Annotated in this window: 12 protein-coding genes; 5 read left to right on the top strand and 7 right to left on the bottom strand. The window is 69.3% G+C overall.

Translation table 11 applies throughout. The annotated features are described in order from the left end of the window. Positions 1-21 precede the first annotated feature (21 nt). On the bottom strand, positions 22-1,497 hold the full coding sequence (locus KEG38_RS40260) for a DUF2330 domain-containing protein (RefSeq protein WP_272425779.1): 1,476 nt from the start codon (positions 1,495-1,497) through the stop codon (positions 22-24). 84 nt (positions 1,498-1,581) lie between these two features. On the opposite strand from KEG38_RS40260, the gene KEG38_RS40255 reads away from it, so the two are divergent. After that, a complete protein-coding gene (locus KEG38_RS40255; RefSeq protein ID WP_272425778.1) occupies positions 1,582-3,843 on the top strand; it encodes a GumC domain-containing protein in 2,262 nt (753 codons plus the stop codon). A 37-nt stretch (positions 3,844-3,880) separates the two neighbouring features. On the opposite strand, the gene KEG38_RS40250 is transcribed toward KEG38_RS40255, so the two are convergent. Beyond that, positions 3,881-5,134, bottom strand: coding sequence for a 6-phosphofructo-2-kinase/fructose-2,6-bisphosphatase (locus tag KEG38_RS40250; protein WP_272425777.1), 1,254 nt, complete (start codon positions 5,132-5,134; stop codon positions 3,881-3,883). 121 nt (positions 5,135-5,255) lie between these two features. On the opposite strand from KEG38_RS40250, the gene KEG38_RS40245 reads away from it, so the two are divergent. Next, positions 5,256-8,261, top strand: a complete 3,006-nt coding sequence (locus tag KEG38_RS40245) for a radical SAM protein (RefSeq protein ID WP_272425776.1) — start codon at positions 5,256-5,258, stop codon at positions 8,259-8,261. 6 nt (positions 8,262-8,267) lie between these two features. Here KEG38_RS40245 and KEG38_RS40240 read toward each other — a convergent pair whose 3' ends face one another. After that, on the bottom strand, positions 8,268-12,137 hold the full coding sequence (locus KEG38_RS40240) for a calcium-binding EGF-like domain-containing protein (RefSeq protein WP_272425775.1): 3,870 nt from the start codon (positions 12,135-12,137) through the stop codon (positions 8,268-8,270). 69 nt (positions 12,138-12,206) lie between these two features. After that, a complete protein-coding gene (locus KEG38_RS40235) occupies positions 12,207-13,949 on the bottom strand; it encodes an NAD(P)/FAD-dependent oxidoreductase (RefSeq protein ID WP_272425774.1) in 1,743 nt (580 codons plus the stop codon). Positions 13,950-15,188: 1,239 nt separating this feature from the next. On the opposite strand from KEG38_RS40235, the gene KEG38_RS40230 reads away from it, so the two are divergent. Beyond that, positions 15,189-15,929, top strand: coding sequence for a hypothetical protein (locus KEG38_RS40230; protein ID WP_272425773.1), 741 nt, complete (start codon positions 15,189-15,191; stop codon positions 15,927-15,929). On the opposite strand, the gene KEG38_RS40225 is transcribed toward KEG38_RS40230, so the two are convergent. Further along, complete coding sequence (locus tag KEG38_RS40225; RefSeq protein ID WP_272425772.1) at positions 15,930-16,550, bottom strand: hypothetical protein; 621 nt, start codon at positions 16,548-16,550, stop codon at positions 15,930-15,932. It abuts the gene before it with no gap. A 116-nt stretch (positions 16,551-16,666) separates the two neighbouring features. Here KEG38_RS40225 and KEG38_RS40220 point away from each other — a divergent pair, with 116 nt between their 5' ends. Next, positions 16,667-18,373, top strand: a complete 1,707-nt coding sequence (locus KEG38_RS40220) for a hypothetical protein (protein ID WP_272425771.1) — start codon at positions 16,667-16,669, stop codon at positions 18,371-18,373. Here KEG38_RS40220 and KEG38_RS40215 read toward each other — a convergent pair. Then, a complete protein-coding gene (locus tag KEG38_RS40215) occupies positions 18,358-19,401 on the bottom strand; it encodes a radical SAM protein (RefSeq protein WP_272425770.1) in 1,044 nt (347 codons plus the stop codon). The two genes, KEG38_RS40220 and KEG38_RS40215, sit on opposite strands and share 16 nt — an antisense overlap. Then, positions 19,398-20,243 (bottom strand): UbiA family prenyltransferase, encoded by an 846-nt coding sequence (locus tag KEG38_RS40210; protein ID WP_272425769.1) that lies wholly within the window; start codon positions 20,241-20,243, stop codon positions 19,398-19,400. Before KEG38_RS40210 ends, KEG38_RS40215 begins: the two co-directional genes overlap by 4 nt. Before the next feature lie 71 nt (positions 20,244-20,314). On the opposite strand from KEG38_RS40210, the gene KEG38_RS40205 reads away from it, so the two are divergent. Then, positions 20,315-21,388 carry an NnrU family protein gene (locus KEG38_RS40205; protein WP_272425768.1) on the top strand — a complete coding sequence of 358 codons (1,074 nt, stop codon included), beginning with the start codon at positions 20,315-20,317 and terminating at the stop codon, positions 21,386-21,388. Positions 21,389-21,712 lie beyond the last annotated feature (324 nt).

Below are 21,712 nucleotides of genomic sequence, written 5' to 3'. Positions count from 1 at the left end.
GCGAGGAATCGGACGCTCGTGTTATGGCGAATTCCTGCGCGAACCGCGCCGACTTCGGGTCACCGCCAATACCACGCCGATCGTACCGAAGAGCCCCGCGCCCGCGCCGAGCCCGAAGCCGAGCAAGAATCGCTTTCCCCCGCCCCCGTCCGGGCGCGGCTTCGATACGATCCCGGCAGCCGGCACGGAATCGCGCAACATCGCTGAAAGATAGACCTTCCCCCGCACCACCTCGGACGACGGCGCGGCCGGCCGCACGCTCACGAGGTCCGCGCTCGGCGGCCCGCCCCAGATGTCGAAATCGGGGCTCGGGCACGTCACCGGGCCCTGCCAGCGATGGCGATAAACGTAGCGCCCCTGGAATGTGCTCACCTCCGCGGGCACCGCCGCCTGCCCCTCGCCGCCGCGCCCGCCCTGGATCGGCGACGCGCTCCGCAAAACGAGGTCCTCCCCGAGCGCCTCCTTGCGATAACGCGCATGAAGCCGCGTATGCATGACCATCCCCGACGGCGCGCCCAGCAATCGCTTTTCCTCGGGCGAAAGCATGGGCCCCGGACACGGATCACACGACCCCGCGTCCCACGCGTATTCGGTCACGAACGCACCGGGATTCTTGTCGAGCGTCGCGTCGAAGAGCGACGCATAGAACTCGCCGAAGCGCGCGCGGGCCGACCCGTCGACCTCCACGTTCGTCGGAATCGTGAAATTCGGGTGATTCGCGGCCTCGTATCTGTCCTCCGCGAGCACGTGCACCACGACGTCCTGCGTGCCCGCTGAGCTCAGGAGCCCGACGCGCAAGGGCAGCCGCACCGTCTCTTCGTCGTATTCGAACTGGATGGGCGGAAGCACGACGCGGCCGTTCCGCATTTCGTCCTTCCGGGGATCGATGGACACCACGAAGAATTTCCACCCGGCCTCCTTGTACGAGCGCAGCACGGGCGCGACGTTCTCCGGGATGTGATGCCCCCATCGCGGGATCCAAGACTCCAGCTCGGAGGCCTCGACGACCTCGACATAGGAGCCGCGCCATTGCGCGTCGATCTGAACCCGGGAGGTCTCCTGGCCGCGCGGCCGCGTGGAGCCCTCGTCCGGCAGCGCGCTCGGGCTGCCCTCCTTGTCGCGGGCCGCGATCGAGGCGATGTCCGCGTAGGTGCAGGGATCCTGCTGCCAGGATTCGACGAGCCGCGGCGCGCTGATCACGTCGAGCCGCTCGAAGACGTCCTTCGGGAGCCACTTCACCGTGTCGGGCTTGAACGTGGCCGGCACGGGCACGATCATCGCGACGTTGCGCATGTCGGCCGACTCGATGTAGTCCATTTGCATCGAGACGACGGTGCGCGTCCCGCGCCGCGCGATCACCAAGGTCGTCGCGCTGTTCGTGATCGGCGCGTCCTCCTCCCTCCGGGAGTCGTTGTAGAAGTAGTAGCCCGAGAATGCTTCGGCCGACGCGGCCGCCGCCGTCAAGATGGCCCACGCGAAGACGCCCGCCGCGCGCATGCCGTGCAGGGTATCGACGGCCGCGGCGCGTTGTCACGGTTTTTCCCTCGCGGCGCGGGGCCTGGTCCGGATACCCTGCGCGACGTGGCTGACAAGGACGCCTCGGGGAGCCCCGAAGAGCGAGCCCGCCGCGCGTCCCGACGCACGCGGCAAAACCTCGCCGTCGCGACGATCACGCTCGTCGTGCCGATCGCCGTCGCGCTCGCCCTGCTCGCCGAGTCCGAGGCGGGGCTCGTGCGGATCGCCTTCTTCAACCTGCACCTCGCCGAGCCCCGCGGCGCGCTCGCCGTGGGCTTCGGCTTCGGATGCGCGCTCGCCGCGACCGTCGCCCTCACCCGTTTCGTCTCGCAGCGGCGCGCCTCGGCGTCCCTCCTCTGCCTCCCGCCCGCCTTCCTCGCGGCCACGACCCTCGCCGCCTCGATCGCGTGGATGCCGGATCCGCTGGCGAAGATGCCCGATCTCGCGTTCGGCGACCGCGCGCGCGCCGCGGCCTCCGCGCTGATGCTCCGCGCCTCCCTCTTCGATGCGGGCCTGCTCGTCGCTTCGATCTCGCTCGGCGTCGCCGCGCTCTCGCTCCGGCCCGCGCGCGCCACGGCGTCGATCAACAAGGACAAACGCCCCCTCGTCGCGCTCGTCGTCGCCACGCTCTCGCTCCTTTCGGCGGCGCTTGTTGCGCGCCTCCTCGGCAAGGACGACCTCGGCCGCGACGCGGTCGGGAGCTGGGTCGCGGCGCTGCCCGCGGGCATGGGCCTCGTCGCCGTGGTGCTCGGCGCCTCGCGGACGAACCGCGGCGACGGGTATGCCGCCACGCGCCTCCTCGCCTCCGCGTGCGCCGGCATCGGCGGCGTCCTCCTCGCCGCGCTCGCGCCTGCGATGGGCGAGATCATCGCCATCTCGACGCCGGGCGCCCCCCTCGCCGACCTCGGCCGCGCCGCGCGTGGACTCCGCCGCACGACCGTCGAGCTTGCGGCCGCGGGCGCGCTCTTCGCCGTTCCGATCGTCCTCACGACGCTCGTCGCGATGCCGCCGCGTGGCCTCTCGGGCGCCCTCTCCCGCGCGCGCCCCGCGTTGCTCGTGACGTTCCTCCTCGCGCTCGCGCCCGCCCTCTTCGTCCTCCCCACGAACGCCGGGCTCCGCCACATCGAATCACTCGTCGCCGACCAGACCCGCCTCTCCGCGAACCCCGGCGTCACGCTCGCGGACCCGTCCTTGCCCGCGGGCGCGCTCGTCGTGGATCTCGTGAGCCCCTTCCCGACCGAGCTCCCGCCCACGACCGCCGCATCCGTCGTGCTCAGCTGGCAGTTTGCCCCGGCGCGTCGGGAGGATGGCCTGTCCGTGCGCTTCGACGGCCTCGACGAGAGCACGTACGACCTCGTCCTCCACGGCCCCTACCTCAGCGCGCCCCTGCGCGTCTCGCTTCCCGATCCGCGCGTCGGCGCCCGCATCCTCATGCCCGCCCTCCCGCTCGCGCCGCCGCTGCTCGAGCTTGCCGAGCCCCTCCATGTCGATCCCGAGACGGCGGCCCTCTCGCCGCGGATCGGGTACCTCGAGATCGACGCGACGTCGTCCGACACATTCGTCCTCCAGTGGCGTATCGCCGACATCGCCAAGGTGCAGCGCCGCGTGCCCCGCGAGGACGCGATCGCGGGCGGCTTGCGGTATCCGACGCTCACCGCGGCGGCGCACGAGATGTGGACGGCCCACGGCGGCCACCGCGACCCGCAGGACCGGAAGCGTGACCGCGTGATGATCCGTTTGTCGCGGGGCACGTCGCTCGAAAAGGCGCGCGCCGTCGTCGCCGCGGTGCTCTCCCTCGAACGCACGAGGAAGACGCCCCACGGCGAGGAGCGCTCGATCCCGGTGTTCGAAGTGACGGTGGCCGAGCCCCTCGTGCCGCGCGAGCCGATGCAGCTCCCGAGCCCCGCCGCCCCCGAGGATCCGGGGACGGAGACGGAGACGGAGACGACGGAGGCGCCCGAGGTGCTCACGTTCTTCGGCAAACTCGCGCGCGAGGACGCCGACGCCCGGCTCGCCGTCCTCCGCGCCTCGGTCGAGGATTGCTACCGGGACCATGTCGAAGTGCACGGCCCGGAGAGGCTCGAACCGGTGGTCCGGTTCGTCGTGGGAGCGGACGGGTTCATCGGCCAGGTGAACGTCAACGAGCCTCGCCATGGGCTCACCGCGAACGACGAAGAACGCATCGCGCCCTTCACCCGATGCGTGCATCACGCCACGCACCGGCTCACCTTTCCCGAGCCGGAAGACGGCTCTTACGGAGGAATCGTCGTGAAGTTCTCTCTGGGGCCTCTGCCGACGGCCTCGGGCTTTCCCGCGGGCCCGCCCTGATCGGCCCAAGCCGAGGGAATGGTTTCCCTGGAAAAACCTATCCCCCCGCCCCCTGATCCTCCACATTCGGCGGCAGCGCGAATCGTTTCTCCTCGCAACCATACGCCGTCGGGGTCAACTGGATCACCGTGTGCAGCGGCACGCTGATCGACGGACACTCGCTCGGCGGCCGGTCCATCAGGTACGCATAAATCGCCCTGAGCACCGCCTGGTGCGCGATCACCAGCGTCGGCGAGCGCTGCCGTTCGAGCTGGATGATCACCGGATCGAGCCGCTGGATCACGTCCTCGTACGACTCGCCGCGTGGATATCGATATCGGAATTTGTCGGCGCTCCGCGCGGCCCACACGTCCGGCATCTCGATCCGCACCTGGTCGTACGTCATCCCGTCGCACACGCCCGCGTCGATCTCGTCGAGCGCGCGCCACGTCCGCGGCGACCGCGTGATCTTCGTCGCCGTCGAGATCGTCCGCCGCAGCGTGCTCGTCCACACGGCGACCTCCTGATCCCGCGGCGCGTTTTTCCGGACGAACTCCGCCAGATGCTTCGCGTATTCCTCGCCCGCGGGGGACAGCTCTGGATCGCCGCCGATGCGGCCGTGCCGGTTGTAGTCGCTTTGCCCGTGCCGTGTCAGCCAGATCGGGCGCGGCGAGACGTGCAGGTCGATGAGCAGCGGCGCGAGGCGCGCGGGCAGGTAGCCGTGGATCCGGTTCAGGATCACCTGGCGACCGACGTCGATGATCTTGATGTAGCTCTGGTTCGGATCGTCGAGCGTCTCGTACATCGACTCGTAGTGGGCGATGCGCCGCAGGAAATCCTGCGCCGCCGCGTCCGGGTCCATGTCGACGTAGTCCGGCGACTTGAGCTTCGTGTCGCGGACGTTCGCCTCGATCACCGACGAGTCGTTGCAGAACGACTCGATGAAGACGACCGGCAGGCCCTCCTTGCGGCACCGCTCCTCGACGAGGCGCCTGCGCTCCTTCGTGCTGTTCGTCGCGTCGAAGATGCCGACCTCGCCGCCCTCGCGCAGCCACGCGAGCATGTCGTCGAGCGCCGTCATGGCGAGGTCGTGCAGCACCTGCCGGCCTTCTTTGTTCGTCGGCGCGAAGAAATCCGCTGGCTGGCTCGCGCCGATCTGCCGGCGCCGGTAGCTGCCCACGTTGAAGACGCGGGTCGGATGACCGAGCCAGCTCAGGTAACGCGCCACGCGGCGCCCGATGTACGTTTTTCCCCGCGCGGGGAGGCCGACCATGGATAGGACGGTCGTGGCCTTGTCTCGCTCGCCCGGCACCCTTTTGCTCCGTACCCCCGACACGGCACGCTCCATACCGCCCTACGAGGATGAGGGGAAGCACGAACCGCCCATGCCTCTTGCGCGCGCCGTCGCCCACGGCGAACAATGCGCTCCTCCCATGAGCCCCCGCGCCGGCACGACCGACACGAGCCTCCTGCTCGCCGAGGGCTGCAACCTCGCCTGCCCCGTCTGCGACTGCCGCGCCAAGCCAGCGGACGAAGGGACGCGGCAGCGAGAGCTCCGGCGCGGCGGCGGCGTGCTCGAGCTACGCGGAGAAGCTTCACGTCTGAAGGATCTCCGCGCGATCGTGCAGGACGCGCGCGACGCAGGCTGGGGCGCGGTCTACGCGCGGACGAACGGCGTGGCCTACGCCGCGGAGGGCCGCGCCGAGGAGCTCCGCGCGGCGGGCCTCTCGGGGGTCGTGTTTTTCCTCGCGAGCGACCGGCCGGCCGTGCACGACGCGATCGCCCGCGTGCGAGGCGCGTTTTCCGCGGTGCTCGCAGGCCTCCGCGCGATCGCGGCCACGGGGCTCGACCTCGTCTTCGAGATCCCGGTGCTCGATCCATCGATCCAGGACCTCCGCGCGGCGATCGCGCTCCTCGCGAGCGCGGCCCCGAGCGCGCGTCGCGTCCGACTCTACACGCCCTCCGCGCTCCGGCCCGTGGATGGGCGCGCGCCGCGCGAGCTTTCGCCGCCGCGCTGGGATCGGGCGCGGGACGGGCTCCTCGCGGCGATCGGGTTTGCCCGGGAAAAAGGGCTCGAAATCACGCTGACAGAGCGGGACGGGATCCCGCTCTGCGCCGTGGCCACGAAAACCGCCGACGGCGGCGTCGAGGTCCCCGAACGCTTGCTCGCCGATCGCGGCGGCCGCCCGATCCCGCGCCACGCGACCTCCTCGCTCGCCCCTGGCTGCGACGCTTGCGGCGCCTCCCGCGCCTGCCCGGGCACGACGACACTTTACCTCAACACGCACGGCGCCGCGGGTTTGTCCCCCTTGCCCCGCGCCCCGCTCCAGCGGCCACGCGAGCGCTGGGACGAGACCCGAAAAAGCGCGGCGCGCGCGGCGTTTTTCACGGTCCTCCGCCCGACGGTTCATTGCAATCAGGATTGCTGGTTCTGCAGCGCGAACGAGACCTCCCACAACGTCGAGGAGGATCCGGGCCGGATGATGCGGCGGATCGCGCGCCTCGGCCGCACGGGGGTCGAGCAGATCTCCTTCAGCGGCGGCGAACCCACGCTCTCGCGCCACCTCGTCGATTACGTCTCCGTCGCCAAGCGGACCGGCGTGCGCAGCATCGAGCTCGTCACGAACGCGGTGCTCCTCGACAAACCGGAGAAGGTCGACACCCTCGTCCGGGCGGGCCTCACGAACGTCTTCGTCTCGCTGCACGCGCACGACGAGGCGCTCGCGCGGCTGCAGACCCGCAAAATGGGCGACCACGCGCGCACCGTGCGGGCCTTGCACCTCTTCGCGCGCCACGAAGAGCTCCGGCTCGACGTGAACCACGTCGTCTCCGCCCAGAATTACCGGCACCTCGTGCGATTCGTCGAATGGATGCACGCCGAGTTCGGCACGCGCATCGGCATCTCGTTCGCGTACGTCACGCCGCAATACAAGGCCCTCGAACGGCTCGCCGACCACGTGCCACGATTCTCGGACGTCATGCCGTACCTGAAGCGCGCGATCGCGCGGGCGAACGAGCTCGGCGTCGAGGTCGTGGTGGGCTCGCGCCAGGGCGTGCCGCCGTGCCAGCTCGAAGAAATGGCGCCGTGGAGCGACGTGCTCGTCGCCCTGAGCGGCGCGCTGACCGAAGACGCCCCGCAAAAACAAAAAGGCCCGGCCTGCGCCGATTGCCGCTTCGACCTCGTCTGCACGGGCGTCTGGAAGCCGTATGCGGCGCTCTTCGGCACGGGCGAGCTCCTGGCTGTCCCCGGCGAGAAAATCACGCCGGAGAAATGCCTCTCCGAGCCCCGCATCGCGCGTTTCCGGCCCGGCATCGATCGCCTCGACGAGCTCCGTTTCGGCGACGGCCGCATCCCGCGCAGCGACGAGATCCCGCTTCCGGAAGCGCCGCGCGAGCGTGTCCACCTGCCCGTGGCCCCCGCCTCCACGCCGCGCGCCCTCCGTGTCGCGATCCTCGGCACGGGCCGGCGGGGCCTCGCCTTCGCGGAGGCGCTCGCGCAAGCAGGTGGGTTCGTCCTTTCCGGCATCGCCTCCCCGCACGCGCCGGACAAAGATCTGCCGGAGATCGCGGCCGACGTACCCCGCGCGCGCTCGCTCGCCGAGCTCTGCGAGCGTACTGCGATCGACGCGGTGATCGTCGCCACGAGCACGCGGCAGCACGCGGAGATCACGCGCGACGCGATCACGCGGGGACTCCCTTGCCTCGTGGAAAAACCGCTCGGCGCGACGCTCGCCGAGGCCGAGGCGCTCGCTTCCGAGGCGAGCGAGCGCATCACGGTCGCGCAGCAACTCCGCACGGCCGGCGGGCTCGAAGAGATTCTTTCCGTGCTCGGGGATCGAAAAGGGCCCGATCGTCCCGTCGACATCGAGGTCGTTCACCGGGCCACGCCGACCTCGCCCGCGAGCTTGCACGCGTGGTCCCGCACGGCGCTTTACGAGCTCCTGATCCACCTCGGCGACGTCGCGCAGGCCGTGGCAGGCGAGGATCTCCACATCCGAAAAGCCACGGCCAAGGGCGGCGGAAGGCCCGAACGCGTGACCTTGCGCGCGCGCGGCAGTGGTCCTTCGCAGCCCGACGTGACCATCGAGCTCTTGCTCGCCGAGGCCGCGGACGCCCTCGAAGTGCGGGCGCGCCTCGGCGATGGAAGGCGTTTGTCCTGGATACGCTCGGAAGGGCGTGACCTCGTGGAGGTGAGCGACGCCGGCGGCAAACGGACCCGCACGCCGCCGCGCGGAGGCGACCTCGCGCGCCTGCTCGTCGCGTTCCGCGAGAGCGTCGTCCGGGGCGATCGGCCGAAGGTCACGGCGGAGGACGGCGTGCGGGCGATGCGGCTTGCGGCGGAGGCGGTCACGGCGCTGGAAGCCGCGGGCGCGCCGTTCGATCGGGCCGCGGAACCGAAACGTGTGGCCTCGGTTCCGCTCCGGGATCGGGTGGGCTGAGCCCCTTCAAGGCGTGGTCATGCACCGATCCAGCAGTCGATAGCCATTCACGTGCGTCGCCGCCGGCAGCGTGCGCGACACCGTATTCCCGCTCGACCCCCAGCCCCGCCGATAGAGCACGTCATACGTGCCCGACGGCACCTTGCCACCGTAGGTGTTCGGGCTCAGCACGTAGACCCCGGGCGACTGATACTGGTAGCTGTAGCCGCCGATCGCATGCGCGGCCTCCGTGTCCTTCGCCACGAGGAAAATGTCCGCGCCGTCGTAATCGTTGTTCGTCCCCGGCAGCGCCGCGCCCGCGAGCGTGATCGTCCCGCCGACGAGCGACACCGGGATATCGACGTGCAGCGTATTCGCGCCCGCCGAGAGCGTGACATTCGTTGCCAGCAGCCGATAACCATTCACGTGCGTCGCCGCCGGAAGCGTACGCGACACCGTATTCCCGGCTGACCCCCAGCCTCGCCGATAGAGCACGTCGTACACGCCCGCAGGCACCTTCCCGCCGTACGTGTTCGCGCTGAGCACGTACACGCCCGGCGACTGATACTGGTAGCTGTAGCCGCCGATCGCATGCGCGGCCCCCGTGTCCTTCGCCACGAGGAAGATGTCCGCGCCGTCGTAATCGTTGTTCGTCGCCGGCAGCGCCGCGCCCGCGAGCGTGATCGTCCCGCTCACGCTCGCCACCGGGATGTTCACGTCGAGCGTGTTCGTCCCCTCGGTGAGCGTGATGTTCGTCGCGAGCAGCCGATAGCCATTCACGTGCGTGGCCGCCGGAAGCGTCCGCGACACCGAATTCCCGGCTGACCCCCAGCCCCGCCGGTAGAGCACGTCGTACACGCCCGCAGGCACCTTCCCGCCATACGTGTTCGCGCTGAGCACGTACACGCCCGGCGACTGATACTGGTAGCTGTAGCCGCCGATCGCATGCGCGGCCTTCGTGTCTTTCGCCACGAGGAAGATGTCCGCGCCGTCGTAATCGTTGTTCGTCGCCGGCAGCGCCGCGCCCGCGAGGGTGATCGTCCCGCTCACGCTCGCCACCGGGATGTTCACGTCGAGCGTATTCGCCCCCGCCGAGAGCGTGACGTCCGTGGCCAGGACCCGGTAGCCATTCACGTGCGTCGCCGCCGGAAGCGTACGCGACACCGAATTCCCGGCTGACCCCCAGCCCCGCCGGTAGAGCACGTCGTACGTGCCCGCAGGCACCTTGCCGCCATACGTGTTCGCGCTGAGCACGTACACGCCCGGCGACTGATACTGATAGCTGTAACCGCCGATCGCATGCGCGGCCTTCGTGTCCTTCGCCACGAGGAAGATGTCCGCGCCGTCGTAATCGTTGTTCGTCGCCGGCAGCGCCGCGCCCGCGAGGGTGATCGTCCCGCTCACGCTCGCCACCGGAATGTCCACGTTCAGCGTGTTCGCGCCCGCCGAGAGCGTGACATTCGTTGCCAGCAGCCGGTAGCCATTCACGTGCGTCGCCGCCGGAAGCGTACGCGACACCGAATTCCCGGCTGACCCCCAGCCCCGCCGGTAGAGCACGTCATACACGCCCGCGACCACCTTACCCCCATACGTATTCGCGCTGAGCACGTACACGCCTGCCGACTGGTACTGGTAGCTGTAGCCGCCGAGGGCATGCGCGGCTCCCGTGTCTTTCGCCACGAGAAAGATGTCCGCGCCGTCGTAATCGTTGTTCGTCCCCGGCAGCGGCGCGCCCGCGAGCGTGATCGTCCCGCTCACGTTCGCCACCGGGATGTTCACGTCCAGCGTGCTTTGCCCCGTGCCCACGACGACGCCCGTCGCGAGCATCCGGTAGCCATTCACGTGCGTGGCCGCCGGAAGCGTACGCGACACCGTATTCCCGGCTGACCCCCAGCCCCGACGGTAGAGCACGTCATACACGCCCGCGACCACCTTGCCGCCATACGTATTCGCGCTGAGCACGTACACGCCCGGCGATTGATACTGGTAGCTGTAGCCGCCGATCGCATGCGCGGCCTTCGTGTCCCGCGCGACGAGGAAGATGTCCGCGCCATCGTAATCGTTGTTCGTCGCCGGCAGCGGCGCGCCGCCGAGCGTGATCTTTCCGCTCACCACACCCACCGGGATGTCGACGTTGCCCGTACCGGGATGCGTGGTCGCGCAAGCCCCGCCGTCGCATCCGGCCGAGGGCGTGCCCTTGCAGGCGCCCTGCACGTCGCACACATCGCCGCTCGTGCACGAGATGCCGTCATTGCAGGAGGACCCCGGCGACGCGAGCACCATCGGGAACGACTGCGTGGCCTCGTCACAAGCGCCGTAGCTCACGCACGGACTGATGCTCACGGGCTTTTGCGGCACGTTCACGTGCACGCATCCCTCCGCGTCCGCGCCCGACTGAAGCGGCGCGCAGACCTCCGCGCCCGTGCACCACGCCCCGTCGTCGCAGGCCGCATTGCTCGTCGTGTGCGACGCAAGCCCGCCCGCGCACGCGTCGACCGTGCACGCGAACCCGTCGTCCGGCACGTTCGTATCGTCGTTCGTCGCGACGCACCCCGCCGAGAGGTCACACGCGTCGTCCGTGCACACATTGCCGTCGTCGCACACCCGCGGGCTGCCGCCGGCGCAGACGCCCGCCTGGCAGGCCTGGTCCACGATGCAAAGCGACGTCTGGCACGCCGTCCCGTTGGCGAGCGGCGTGTGCTGGCAGCTCCCGCCCACGACCGTATCGACCGTGCACGGGTTCTGATCGTCGCACATGGGCGTGTAGCATTGCGGCATCCCGCCCACGACCTCGCAGGCCTGGTTCATCACGAGGCAGAAATTCGGCGTGCACGGGTCGTCGGTGCACCCGCCGCTCCCGTCGTCGTGATACCCCGGATCGCACGAGCACACGTACGAAGCGCCTTCTCCCGCGCAGACCGTCTTGTTCGGCATGACGCAGGGATTCGGCAAACACGGGTCCGCCGTGCAGCCGCCGTTTCCATCGTCGTGATAGCCGCCCGCCGTATCGCACGTATCGCAGGAAGCCCCGGCAAAGCCATCATCACACGTGCAAACCACGTGGCCACCTTCGACCGCGCACGTGCCATGGCCCGAGCAAGTCGACGGCGTGCAAACCTCGTCGATCACGCAGGCGCCATTCTCTTCGTGATACCCGGGATCACAGCCGCAGACGGGCGACCCTGCTTCGACGGTGCACACGCTCGCGTGCGGGGCCACGCAGGGATTCGGCAAGCAAGGGTCCGTCGTGCAGCCCCCGTTCCCGTCGCTGTGATAGCCCCCCGCGTCGTCGCACGCGTCGCACGCGCTGCCGCTCCAGCCGACGTCGCACGTGCACACGGGCTCGCCCCCCTCGTCGTCGCAGCTCCCGTGACCGCTGCACGTCGTCGGCAGGCACGTCTTATCCTCGACGCAAACGCCGCGCTCTTCGTGCGTGCCGGGCTTGCACACGCACTTCGCGGTGCCCGAGCTCCCGTCGCACACGCGATCGGGCGACATGCACGGATCCGGCACACACGGGTCGGTCGTACAGCCGCCGGCCCCGTCGTCGTGGTAGCCGCCCGCGGCATCACACGACGCGCACGTCGCGCCCGCCCAGCCCTCCGCGCACGTGCAGACGGCCGATCCGCTCGAATCGTCACACGTCCCGTGTTCGCCGCAGGGATTGTTTTGACAGCTCCCCTCGAGCACGCACACACCGCCGTCGGGGTACGATCCCGGCGGACAGCCCGCGTCCGGCTCCGAGGCATCGGGCTCCGTGACGTCGGTCTCTGTGGCGTCGCGCCCGGCGTCGACCGGGCCCGGCGGTATGCCGCCGTCATCGCCGCAGCCGAGGGCCACGAGCGCGAGAAACACGAAGAGCGTGGGGAGCCAACCCGTCGGGGGGCGCTTGCGCATGGCGCGCATCCTATCGGCGTTTTCCCCGGCCCGGAAGAGCGTGCTCGTTCGTTTTCCGAGGAGTCCGCGTCAGGACAGCGTCACGGCGTCGAGCAGCCGGAGGTCGCTCAGGACCAGATTCGCGAGCTTTTGGATCGCCTCGGCATCCTTTCGATCGAAGCTGTCACGCACCCGGCGCACGACGTCGTCCACGGTGCGCTCGCCGTTGCACGAGGAAAGCGTCCGCTCGACGATCTGCAGCGTCCGCTGAATCCCGCGCTCCTCGCGCCCTTCGAGCGGGACCGGGGGACGATAGACCCGCTCGCCGAATGCTCCGAAAAACCGCAGCTCCGGGAGCCGCCAGAACCGGTCCGAGTCCACGTCCGTCGCCACGTAAGCGCTCACCTCGGCGCGCTCCACGCGCGAGTGCGGCCGAAGCGAACGATCGAGCAGCTCGCGCCGCAACGGATCCCCCGCGGCCGATCGATTCTCCAGCCCGTCGAGGGAAATCGCGAGCCCCCGATCCCCGAACGCACACCCGAGGTGCACGAAACGAAAATCCGTCAGAAACCCTGCGGCGAACGTCATGAAGGCGGAGACGTCGTCCCGGTTGATCTCGCGCGCGCCCCGCGCCGAGCTGCCGAGCTCCGCCGCCGTGCGTAGCCATTCGTCGATGCCGGCGACGCCGCGACGGTGGTACCACCAGCGCGCCATCGCGAGAAACCCGCCATAGAGGTCACGGTAAAACGTGGCGTATCCCGCATGGAGATCCTCGACGGAGATATCGGGGTGATGCCACTCCGTGTTGATGGCATTCGACACCGAGAGTCCCGAGTGGTGCGCGAGCAGGATCCCCGACGAGAGGATCGGATCGACGAACGCCGCCGCGTCCCCCGCGAGATACCACCCGGGCCCGGCCGGATTCGCGTGGCTGTACGACCAATCCGCGATCGTGTGCGTGCGCGGCGGCTCCGTCTCGCCCGGCGCGCTCGTTTGCGCCGCCTCGGCCAGCATGTCCTGCATTTCCGGCACGGTCGCGAGCTCCCGGTCGAAGAGCGCAGACGGCTCGTGGGATTGCAGAAACGGCCTTCGCGTGACGAGCCCGACGCTCACGAGGCGCGACGAGAGCGGGATGAACCACATCCAACCCGCCGGCGTCGCGCTGAAAAAGATCTTGGAGCGATCCTCCGCGCCGATGAGGTCTTCGCGCCAGCGAAAACCTTCGTAATAACGGTAAATGGCAAGGTCCCCGAGCGCGTGCACGTCCTTCGACAAACCGAGCCACCGCGAGAGAACACGCGCCTGCCCGGACGCGTCGACGACGAAGTGGCTCTCCCAGGTCGTCTCCGTTCCTTCGTGGGATACCCTGAGGCCGGTGACCCGGTCGCCTTCACGCAGCACCGAATCGACGCTCGCCGGCTGACGAATCTCGACGCCCTGGGCGCGCGCGTGTTCGAGGAGGATGTGATCGTAACGGCTGCGATCGATCTGCCACGCGTAATCGGGCAGCCCCTCGCCGCCGTCACGCACGAGGGAATCGAGCACGCCGGTCGAGAAGACCTCGCTGAAGACGGGCTTGTCGTGCGCCCATTTGTACGTGATTCCCCGCTTCCGCACGAACCCGGCAGCGTCGATGGTGCGGAGCACGCCGAGCCGACGGAGGATCGGGTTCATGTCCGGCAAGGTCGATTCGCCGACGTGGTGCCGCGGGAACGGGGTGCGCTCGAAGAGGACGACCCTTCGATCGGGGTTCGTTCGCTTCAGCATCGTCGCGGCGGTGGTCCCCGCGGGGCCGCCACCGATGACGAGGACGTCGGCGCTCTCTCGGCTCATGGGCGCACGATACGCGGCGTCCTCGCCCCGGCGCAAGCGGGCGATGCGGCGCGTGGACGGGATGCGGAATGCCTTCCTGAACGCGCCGTGAGTGAAGGCCGTCGCCCGAGAACAACCCCCGTCAAGGCGCTCCTAAGGCGCAGCGATTTCCCTCGCAACCTGAGTCCATTCGAGCGTCCGCGCGTTCAGTTCGAATCGGCGCCAGTCAAAGTTTGATGTGTGGACGCGAATGCTGACAGACGGCTCCCATCGGATCACGGGGTTGACAAAGTGTACGTCGGTGCCTTCGGGGGACGGGGTCGTCAAGCATCCAACGATCGGGCTTGTCGCGCGCACGCCGGTTGGGCCGACCCGAAGGAGCCAGTACCCGTAGGTGCCGCACTCGGGGCTCCCTTGGAATAAGGCGGCGAACAGCAAATCCAGTCGCTGTCCGCGGACATGTGTCCCCACGTGCATGAGGTCCTTCCTTAGATGAAGCTCGAGATGGCTACGCGAACACAGCCCACTGGCGGGAGGGGTAGGCGCGTCGCATTGCGGAGGGTACACAATCTCGCTGTCCACGACGATTGTTTCGACGAACTGAGAACCGTGAAAACCTGCGCGAAAGCGAAGGATCACTCGCTTGTCGCCGACAGCAAACTCGATTGGGGGTGCCGGGTCCCCTTTACCGTAGAACCTTCGCGCGACGTCGACAGAATCGGGGCTCCCTCGACGGGGCGGAGCTGATTCATTCGAGGGCACGGAACTGCTCACGGGTTGCGGAGTCGGGTCGGTGCCTTTCGTCGAGGCCACCGGCGGGGCCGGCGCCGACAGCGACCCGGGCGCGGAGCTGCCGCCGCATGCCGTGAGCCCGATCAGAGCAGCCCAGAGCGCCCCGACCCGCCGCGCGCCCGGCGAATCATCCGAACGACGAGACGACGAGCTTGACATGCCCACGAAGATACTCACTCCCGCCCCCGCCCTAAAACTTTTCCTCCCGGAAGACGCTCCCAAGCCCCTCCCGAGGAAACCCCTTCCCCGTCCCCTCCCCTCCCCGAGCCCCACCTGGAAAATTTTTCCTCCTGAAGCCCCCTCCCCCACCCCGAACCCCGCAACCTTTTCCTCGCCCCCTTCACTTCACGAACCGTTTTGCATAACCGTTCCCTCCCGCCCCTCCCTCCCCGAAGCCCCTGTGCAAAACGTTTCCTTCTCCTGTACAGTCCCCCACCTTCCATCCCTACAAACCAACGGAAAGAAACCATGTCAGCCCCCATCGACCCCAAGAAGGCTTACGAAAAGCACCTCCCCGCGGCGCAAGCCCTGCAAGCCGACCAGATCTTGCCCTTCCGCCTCGACCTCGACCTCGCGCTCACGAACGTCACCACCGGCATGCACGTCGCCGCGGCGCACGAGCACGACATCCCCATTCACCTGCCCAAGCTCGACCTCGCCGCGCTCTTCGCCCTCCCCGAGCTCGCAATCGCCACCAAATTCGCCGCGCTCCGCGCCGAGCAGGAGGCGCCCGGCGAATCACTCCTCCAGGCGAAGCTCTCCACCGCCGCCCGCCTGCGCGCACAGCTCCTCTCGTCCGCCAAGGCCCTCGCCTCCAATGGCACGATTCCCCAGGCCGAGGTCGACGCCATCATCGCGGGCCGCGGCGCGCGCGACCGCGCCGAGGATTGTATGTCGCTCGCGGACCTCTTCCGGAGACACGCCCAAGCCATCGCCGGAAAACACCCCGTCACCTCGGCGCAAATCGACGAGGCCGCGGAAATCGGCGCTTTCCTCGTCACCCACCTCAAGCCCGCGGACGCGCCGAAAGCTGCCCCCGCCGCCCCCACCCCCGCCGTGGACATCCGCAATCGATTGGCCACCCTGCTCGTCCGCGCGCACGCCCGCCTCCAGGCCGTCGCCCATTACTTTCATCCCGACAACTGGGAAGAGCTCGCGCCCCCGCTCGGCGCGCGTTCCGTCAAGCGGCCAAAGCCCACGGAGCCCTGATTACGGGCGCGCCCCGCCGCCCCGCCGCCCCGCCCCGACCCCGAGCAAAAGCACGTACACCACCGTCTCCTTCACCTCGTCGAGCTCGCTCTCGAACGCAGACAGGGCGAGCCCGAATACCACCGTGCACACGGCCACGAGCCCCGCCGCCATCGTCTGATCCCGCGTCGGTATCAGATCCCCGAACGCGGCCCGCCATGCGCCGAGCCACCCCGAAGACGACCGTTTCGGGGCAAAATGCGCGAAAAACCCCGCGCCGAACAAAGCTAGCAGCGGGAGTGCAAACAGGTGGTACGACATCCCCCACCAGTAATTGTGCACATTGGTCCGACCGATCGCGCGCCGCAGCGGGTCGGACACGGCCGTGATCCCGACGACCTCCCCCCAGTTGAGCTCCTCGCCGAGCACGAACATCAAAAAAATCGCAATCGCAAGGGCCCAGCCGCGCCCCTTCGCCGCGCGAAAGGCGGCGACGATCCAGGCGCCGATCCCCGCGACGAGCAGCACATGCTGCACATGCTCCAGCGGCCCTTCCTTGGCCGCGAATTCACGCGTGAAGCCCGGCGCGACGAACGTCATCACCATGAAAAGCAGATAGGTGATGCCGACGATCCACGTCACGAGGCGTGAGACCGTATTGGACGAGCCCGCCCGTGTCAACGGCCCGCCACACGAACGAGCCCCCACACCCGCACGTCCACCCGTGGTACACATCGACCCGCCGAACGGCCGCTCCGATGAACCCCGCCGCTCCGTCACGCCCGCCGCGCTCGCATCTCGCCGCCCTCGCCGCGACCGCCGCTCTCTTCCTCGCGCTCGCCTGGCCCGGCGCCGGGTCGCGCGGCGTGGTCGCCGAGGAGGTCCAGCCTTACCTCGAACGATACCATTTCGTCCTCGAGCTCGGCCCCGACCGCCGCCCGAGGCCCCTGCCGCCCTTCGAACAAGGCGCGCCGCCCCGGCCTCGCTGGGTCTCGACCTTTCAATGGCCCGTCGTCGCCTACGACGGCGAGAGCCGCGTCTGGCCCGTGTTCATCCGGGGACATCAGACCGCGCTCGGCAATTATTTCGGAATCCTGCTCGGTCCGCTCCTCGGCGGCGGGATCGCAGGCGTGCAAAGGGCGAGCGTCCTGCTCTGCCTGCCCCTCGTCCTTTTCGCGTACGTCGTCGCGCGCCGCTCGTCCTCGTTCCAGAAAGGCGCTTCCGCCGTCACGCTCCTCGCGCCTGCGCTCGTCGCGCTCACGTTTGGAATCCTCTTTTTCGCGCGCACGGGGTATGCCTTCGAGATTGCGAGCCGGGTGGCGATGCTCGGCGCGGTCACGATCGCCGCGAAACACGCGCCGCTCTCCCGCGGCCGCGCCGTCGCAATCGGGCTCGTCGCCGCGCTCGCCGTGCTCTGCCGCGCCACCATTGCCGTCACGCTCGCGCCCGTCTTGCTCGCTCTTTTCGCGCGCCCCGAGCGGCGAGGCGATTGGCGACGCGCCGCGCTCGTCCCCGCGCTCATGGCGGCCGTGCCCCTCCTCGTCGTGGCGCTCCTGTCGCAGCTCGCGCCTTTCCGCCCGGGAACGGAGCCGCTCGCGGATTTTCGCGTCGGGCGTATCCTCTCGCATCTCGCCGAGATACCGGCGTGCCTGCTCGTGCAAATCGCGTGGCTCGGCGACGCATTGTCGATCTTGGGCCCGCTCCGCACGGGCGCGCCCTTGCCGCTGTCGATCACGAAAGGCATCGTGCTCGGCCTCGCCCCGCTCGTCATCGCCCTCGTGCGGCTGCGGCGCGGCACCGCGGGGGACGGGGAGCGAATGCTGCTCGCGGGGCTCCTGGGGAATGCCGTGCTCGGCGCATTGCTGTACGGCGATCCCATGCAATTCCAGCTCGCGATGGCGCTCGATCCGCTGCTCGCCGTCGCCGTCGCCGAGCAGATCGCGTCCGTGCCTTTCCGGCGGCTCGTCCCGCTCGCCGGCCTCGCGCTCGCGTGGCGCGCGCAGAGCATGGCGATCGGGCTGTGGCAGGATACACGCGTCTCGAATCCGATGTTCAGCGGCCACGCCCAGCGCGCGGTGATCACGAAGCTCGAATCCCTCGGCGCGAAAGGCCCCGATCTCGTGACGACCACCTACAACCAGGCGGGGGTGATCGAGGCCTGGACGAACGGCGCAATCGCCCCGGTGCACGCCTGGCCGGTCTTGATGTTGAATCGCATCATCCAGGACAGGACCACCGCCGAGCGGTTCGGCGACGTGCTGTCGCAATACAGGCCCCGATGGGTGCTGCTCACCGAGGGGGCCAACCTGTACGAGGGGCCGTTCGCCGACAACGAGGAAATCGCCGCGGCGCTGCGGACGGCCGCGGAGAAGAAGGGCGCGCAGATCGATGCGGAATGGACGTTCCCCACGGAGTCCGGCGCGCCCGGCTACCGGCTCGTGTCGCTCGTCTATCCGCGCGAATGAGCGCGGGGGCCGGGCGTCCTCGAAAAACGCTCGACGGCCGCGGCGATGGCGCGCGCGTCGAGGTGGAAGATGAGATCGGACTCCTGGTAGGGGCTGATCGCGCAGCCAGGGCCGCGGGTGGGATGCGGCATTTCGAGGAACGCCCGAACGAACCCGATCTCGCGGCCGTTCGGGTAGGTGGCTTCCTTCGACACGAGGTGGCACGGCACGACGACGCCGTCGGGCAGGACGGTGCCGAAATAACGGCCGGCATGGCAATCGCCGCAATCGCCGAAGGCGGGCCCGCGGCCCAGACGTTCGAGGAACCCCGGCGAAGCCGCGACGGGCAAGCCAGCCGCCCGGGCCCGCCCGAGGTCACGCGCGAGCGCTGCGAGCACGTCGGCCGAGAGCGCGGGATCGAGGCCCCGCGCATGCTCGAAGCAATCCGCGTACGCCGGCTGGAAATACGCCCAGAACCCGTGTTTCTCCGCGAGCGCGAGCACGTCGTCGACGACGGAGAGGTTTTGCCGCGAGAGCACGGTGATGGTGGCGACCGCAATGCCACGGCTCCGCGCGAGATCGATCGCGCCGAGGACCCGCTTGTAGGAGCCACGCTTGCGGCGGACGAGGTCGTGCTGATTCTCCGGCCCGTCGATGGAGACGACCATCATGTCGAGCGAGGAGGCGAGGGCGTCGATGTGCCGGCCGACGAGCCATCCATTCGTGTTGAGCGACGTGAAGAGGCCACGCGATTTCGCGTGCCCGAGGATCGCGAGCGCATCCGGCCGGAGGAGCACCTCGCCGCCGGAAAAACTCGCCCGCGCCATTCCCGCCCCGGCGAGCTCGTCGATGGCGGCGCAGAATTCGTCCTTCGACATCTCGTCGCCGGCCGCCGCGGGGATGTCGCAATAATCGCACTGGAAGTTGCAGCGGTGCGTCAGGATGAACGTCACCGAATACGGGAGCCTCCTCCGCGTGGCGAGCGCAAACCCGAGCCGAGCCGAGCGCTCGATCATCGGGAGGGCTTTTCGGACGGCGCGCGTGATCATGTCGTTTGTCCGAGCCAATAAAGGATCGCGCCGCCCGCGGCGGCCACGCCCCGATGACGTTTCCGCGCCGCGGCAGGATCGCCTCGCCAAAGCGCCGCCGCGGCGCCCGCAGCGAGCACGAGGCTGGCCGCGCGGGCGAGACCGGGCGTCGGCGCGACAGCACGCGCGATCACGGCGAAGGGCACGGCCACGGCCGCGGCCGCGAAACGCGCGCGCTCGGGCCCGAGCCAGCGGGCCGTCGTGAACGCGCCGCCCGCCGCGTCCTCCGTCGCATCGGCAATCTCGTGCAAGAGCTGGTTCTGCACGAGCAGCCCCACGAACGTCGCCGCGAGCAGCTCATACGCGGGCGGCTCCTCGCCCTCGATGACGCAAAGGCCAAGGAGCGGCGCGAAGATCGCCGTGTTCGCGACGAGCCCGAGCACGGGGCGATCCTTGAGCCGCGGCGGCGCGCTGTAGAGCGTCCCCGCCGCGAGGGACACGAGCGTCCGCAAGGAAGCACGCGCGCCGAGCGGCACGCTCACGCCGAGCGCGAGCGCAGCCGAGGCGCCGAGCGCTGCGATCATGAACGATGGCAAGGGCGCGTCGCCCGTGAGGGGGTTTTTCTCGGCCGAAGCATCACTCGCGCGATCGTGGACCGCGTTGAGGCCGTACGCATACGCGAGCGAAAAGGAGGCGGCCGCGAGGCCGAGCGCGCCGCGGGTAAGGCCGCTCTTCGAGCCGAGCGCCGCGCGTGACAGACCGGCGAGGGGCAACACCACGAAATGGGCCCACTGCGGGGCACGGAGCGCGGAGAGCGCGCGGAGAAGCTCCCCGAACCCGTCTGCCCTTGCGTGGGTTTCCATCGCTTGGCGCGGGAGTATACACGGAACGCGGCCCTGGCACATCACCTCCGCCCGGCGTAGTCTCCGCCCCCATGCGTACCCTCCCGGCTCTCGCCCTCGCGGGCCTCTGCTTGCTCCTCGCCCCCCGCGCGCTCGCGGACGGCGATCCCGCGCGCGGCAAGCAGCTCCTTTTCGAGCGCGGATGCGCGGCCTGCCATTCCTTCGACGGCTCCGCGCGCCCCGGGCCAACGTATCTCGGCCTCGTCGGCAAGACACGCAAGGTCACGACGCAGGAAAAACCCCGCGAGATCGTGGCGGACGAGGCCTACATCCGCCGCAGCATCCTCGAGCCGAACCACGACGTCGTCGAGGGATACATGCCCGGCGCCATGCCCGGGCTCGCGATGCGCGAAGGGGACGTCGATCACCTCGTCGCCGCGATCGTCGAGATCGGCGGCGCCCCGAAGCCGGGGCCCGCGAAGGGCGAAAAAGACGGGAGTCTCGGCGTGCTCGCGGCCGCGACGCTCTCCTTCGTGCTCGGCCACATCGGCCTGTCGAGCCTGACCCTCCGCCGCCCGCTCATCCAGAGGCTCAGCGAGAAGGGTTTTCAGGGTGTCTATTCGATCCTCGTCCTCGCGGCGTTCGTCTGGATGATCTTCGCCTATCGCGCGGCGCCCTACGAGGAGCTCTGGCGTGCCCCGGCGTGGACGCGCTTCATCCCGGTCGTGGTCATGCCGATCGCGTTTTTCTTCATGGTCTGCGGGTATTCCACGCAAAACCCGACCCAGATGATGCAGGAAAAGGCGGTGGGCGCGGAGCCGCGGGGGATCGTGCGAATCACGCGCCACCCGGCGTTGTGGTCGTTCGCGCTCTGGGGGCTGGCCCATATCCCGCCGAACGGGGACGTGGCGTCGATCTGCCTGTTCGGCGGAATCGCGTCCCTGGCGATCGCGGGGATGCTGCACATCGACAGCCGCCGCAAGATCGCGCTCGGCGAGGCGTGGGAGCCGTTCGCCGCGAAGACCTCGCTCGTGCCGTTCGCCCGCGGCGGCGTGGGCAAGGCATTCGCTGAAATCGGTATCGTGCGGTTCGTCGTGGCGATTCTGCTCTACGTGGGCATGCTGCACGGACACCGCATGGTGATCGGCGTCTCGGCGATGCCGTAATGGGTCTCTTCTGGGAGGCGCTTCGCTGGGGCGTTGCCCCAGGCCCCACCGGGGCTATCCGCCCCTGGACCCGGGACCAGCGCAAGCGCTGGACCCAGGGTCGATGAACTGCGCATCGCGCAGTTCATCGAACAGGCCGAGTCAAGACCAGGAGCGACCCTGCCGAGCAAGACTGCCGCGCTGCGATTTCGACCGGCAATGCTGTCCCTGGTCTTGCCACCGGCCGGTGGAAGAACTGCGCATCGCGCAGTTCTTCCACAAAAGGTCCAGGGCTTGCCCTGGTTCTGAGCATTGGTCTCATCTTGGGATGCGCTGCGCTGGGGC

The organism is Polyangium jinanense, assembly GCF_028435265.1.
Classification (GTDB): Bacteria; Myxococcota_A; Polyangia; order Polyangiales; family Polyangiaceae; genus Polyangium; species Polyangium jinanense.
The sequence above is the reverse complement of the archived record's forward strand: the minus strand, read 5'-3'. Positions and strand labels throughout refer to the sequence as shown.

Excerpts from the sequence above, each read along its gene's own strand:
- KEG38_RS40245 (WP_272425776.1), top strand. The coding sequence starts at position 5,256 with ATGAGCCCCCGCGCCGGCACGACCGACACGAGCCTCCTGCTCGCCGAG.
- KEG38_RS40215 (WP_272425770.1), bottom strand. The coding sequence starts at position 19,401 with ATGATCACGCGCGCCGTCCGAAAAGCCCTCCCGATGATCGAGCGCTCG.
- KEG38_RS40230 (WP_272425773.1), top strand. The coding sequence starts at position 15,189 with ATGTCAGCCCCCATCGACCCCAAGAAGGCTTACGAAAAGCACCTCCCC.
- KEG38_RS40235 (WP_272425774.1), bottom strand. The coding sequence starts at position 13,949 with ATGAGCCGAGAGAGCGCCGACGTCCTCGTCATCGGTGGCGGCCCCGCG.
- KEG38_RS40260 (WP_272425779.1), bottom strand. The coding sequence starts at position 1,497 with ATGCGCGCGGCGGGCGTCTTCGCGTGGGCCATCTTGACGGCGGCGGCC.
- KEG38_RS40210 (WP_272425769.1), bottom strand. The coding sequence starts at position 20,243 with ATGGAAACCCACGCAAGGGCAGACGGGTTCGGGGAGCTTCTCCGCGCG.
- KEG38_RS40205 (WP_272425768.1), top strand. The coding sequence starts at position 20,315 with ATGCGTACCCTCCCGGCTCTCGCCCTCGCGGGCCTCTGCTTGCTCCTC.
- KEG38_RS40220 (WP_272425771.1), top strand. The coding sequence starts at position 16,667 with ATGAACCCCGCCGCTCCGTCACGCCCGCCGCGCTCGCATCTCGCCGCC.
- KEG38_RS40240 (WP_272425775.1), bottom strand. The coding sequence starts at position 12,137 with ATGCGCAAGCGCCCCCCGACGGGTTGGCTCCCCACGCTCTTCGTGTTT.